This is a genomic window from Kitasatospora sp. NPDC127035 (assembly GCF_042726075.1).
Lineage (GTDB): Bacteria > Actinomycetota > Actinomycetes > Streptomycetales > Streptomycetaceae > Kitasatospora.
In genome coordinates this window covers 1-2,794 of record NZ_JBHXDN010000136.1, presented here as the reverse complement: position 1 = coordinate 2,794, position 2,794 = coordinate 1, and the positions used below count along the sequence as shown (strand labels likewise).

The 2,794-nt window shown below is 70.2% G+C and carries 3 protein-coding genes; 2 read left to right on the top strand and 1 reads right to left on the bottom strand.

Features of this window, described 5'->3' with window-relative positions:
* Positions 1-233 precede the first annotated feature (233 nt).
* The gene (locus ACFWIC_RS40480) at positions 234-539 is read left to right on the top strand and encodes a hypothetical protein (RefSeq protein WP_380522145.1); all 306 of its coding nucleotides are present in this window, start codon (positions 234-236) and stop codon (positions 537-539) included.
* Here the strand turns inward: ACFWIC_RS40480 and ACFWIC_RS40475 are convergent.
* Complete coding sequence (locus ACFWIC_RS40475) at positions 500-1,459, bottom strand: GlxA family transcriptional regulator (RefSeq protein ID WP_380361406.1); 960 nt, start codon at positions 1,457-1,459, stop codon at positions 500-502. The two genes, ACFWIC_RS40480 and ACFWIC_RS40475, sit on opposite strands and share 40 nt — an antisense overlap.
* A 131-nt stretch (positions 1,460-1,590) precedes the next feature.
* Here ACFWIC_RS40475 and ACFWIC_RS40470 point away from each other — a divergent pair, with 131 nt between their 5' ends.
* Positions 1,591-2,547, top strand: a complete 957-nt coding sequence (locus ACFWIC_RS40470) for a proline dehydrogenase family protein (RefSeq protein WP_380522143.1) — start codon at positions 1,591-1,593, stop codon at positions 2,545-2,547.
* Positions 2,548-2,794 lie beyond the last annotated feature (247 nt).

Sequence of the window (2,794 nt, the reverse complement as noted above, 5' to 3'; positions counted from 1 at the left end):
TATTCTTTTTCTTTGTGTTGGTGGGGTTTGTTGTTTTGTTATTAGTGAAGCCCACCCCCGTGGGGGGGGGGTGCGGGTCACGGTGGGCGGCGGCGCCGTACTTGGTGGGGGGGGGCCCCCCCTTCTCGCGTACGGAACGGCACCCTACCCGAGCTCCCCGACAGCAGCATCGAGGACTCGGCCCCAAAACTCACCAGCGCGAGCGCCGACAGCTCGCCGCCCGTCGCAAAGCCGTGTTCGCGACCGAGCCGACCGGCCCGAACCAGGTCTGGCAGCTGGACTTCTCCGAGTTCGAGACGACCGGCGGCGGCACCTGGCGGCTCGCGGGCTGCCGGGACTACTGGTCGAAGTGCGAGCTGGGCTGGCACGTGGCCCCGACCGCGAACCAGCACGACGCCATCGCCGCCATCGAGCTCGCCCTCGCCGAAGCCGAACGGCTCGCCGGAGCCCGGGAACCGACAGCATCGCGTGGCCCTGCGGAGCTGTTGGCCCGGTCGGGTCATCCGCTGGTGGGCGGGGCTCCGAAGGTACGCCGGTAGGCCTGCGGCGTTGTGCCGAGGCGCCGGGCGAAGTGGTGGCGGAGGGTGTCGATGCTGCCGAAACCCGTGCGGTGGGCGATCGCGGCAACTGGTTCGTCCGTCGTCTCCAGGTGATGCTGAGCGAGCAGGACGCGCTGCCCGGTGAGCCATTGCAAGGGGGTGGTCCCGGTCTCCTGCCGGAAGCGTCGGGCGAAGGTCCGCGGGGAGAGATGGGCGTGGCGGGCCATTGCGTCGACGGTCAGGTCCTGGTCGAGGTTGGCTTCGATCCAGGCCAGGACGGGGGCGAGGGAACCGGTCCCGTGCCGAGGGAGGGGGCGTTCGCGGTACTGGCGCTGGCCGCCGTCGCGGTGCGGGGGCGCGACCATGCGGCGGGCGATCGCGTTGGCGACGGCGCTGCCGTGTTCCTTGCGGATCAGGTGGAGGCAGGTGTCGACGCCGGCGGCGGTGCCGGCGCCGGTGATGACCGGGTCCTCGTCGATGTAGAGCACATCCGACTCGACCCGGGCGCGCGGGTGGCGGCGGGCGAGTTCGTCGGTGTACCGCCAGTGGGTGGTGCAGCGCCGCCCGTCCAGCAGGTCGGCCTCGCCGAGCAGGAAAGCCCCGGTGCAGATGCTCAGGACGCGGGCGCCACGCTCGACGGCGGCCCGTAGTTCCTCGGCCAGATGGTCCGGCTGCCGCACCTGCAGATCGTAGGCCGGGATGCAGACGAGGTCCGCCGAGGCCAGCCGCTCCAGGCCGTGCCGGGTCCGCACTTCGAAGCCGTGCCGCATCGGCACGCTGCCGCCGGTTCCTGAGACAAGGGCGAAGTCATAGACGGGCAGCGCATCGTCGCTGCGGTCGATACCGAAGACTTCGCAGAACACACCCAGCTCGAAGGCGTGGGCGCCCGGGAGGGCCAGGACGGCGACATCGCGAAGCACCGGCTCCCGATCTCCTCTCACGACGATGGCAGGAACTTCAGCCTATCCGTCGTTTCTGCCACTCCCAGCCGATGCCACCTCCTGGAAGGCTCGCAGACGCTTCCCGACCGCACGAACAGCTAGGCACCCAGATGACCACGCACACGCAGACCGCCGACGCCGTCCTCTCCTCACAGACGGCCCAGGTCCTGCGCACACTGGCGCTCGACGAGGAGCTGAAGTGGCGCATCCCCGGCGATCCCGTTCTGGGCCCCCTGGCCCGCAAGGTCGCCCGGCGGTACGTGGCCGGCGAAACCCTCCCCGAGGCCCTGGACCGCGCGCAGCAGATCCTGGCCGCCGGCCACCGCGTGAACGTCGAATACATGGGCGAGAGCTGCCGCGACCCGCAGCGGGCCGTCGAAGAGACCGACACGTTCCTCGCCGCGGCCCGGCTCCTGCCGCCCGAGTGCTCGATCTCCCTCGACCTGTCCCACATCGGCCTCGCCGTCGACGCGGAGCTCGCCCTGGCCAACGCCTCCCGCATCGCTCAGGGCACTGCCGCCACCGGGCGGGAGATGATGATCTCGGCCGAAGGCTCCGACCGCACCGATGCGGTGCTGGCCCTGCACCGTACGTTGTGCGAGCGGTTCGACCACGTCGGCATCACCGTCCAGGCGCGCTTGCACCGTACCGCGGACGATCTACCGGACCTGCTCACCCGTCCCGGTCGCATCCGCCTGGTCAAGGGCGCCTTCCTCGAACCCGAGAGCATCGCCCACCGGCGGGACGCCCCGACTCTGACCGCCGCGTACCTGACGTACGCGGAGCAGCTGGCCGACTCGGGCCACCTGTGCTCCTTCGCCACCCACGACTGGGATCTGATCGGCCGCATCGACCGCTACGTCGGGGGGAAGAACCAGGACTGCGCCGCCTGGGAGTTCGAAACCCTCCTCGGCCTCGGGCCCGACCGTCTCGACGCCATGGCCGAGCGCGGCCACCCCACCCGCGAGTACGTCGTCTTCGGCACGGAGTGGTGGCTCTACGTCTGCAACCGACTCGCCGAAGACCCTCAGCGTCTGCTCCAAGCCCTCGCCGACGCGGCCGCATGAACCCGATGGGGACGAACGCCACCGTGCCCCGGTCCCCGACGACAAGGGCCGTCTCACCCTGCGACGACGCACCCGGTCGCGTTACCGCTGTCGAAACCCGGGCTCTGGCTCTGGCTCAAGTTCTGGATGCTGTTGGTGATCTTCACTGGCGCGAGTGGTGTTGTCGCCTTTCGGCTGATTGTGCCCGTGCCTGTCTGCTGTCCTGGCCTGGAGATCGGGCGGATCAGAGGGGTGGACTGCGGTGGCG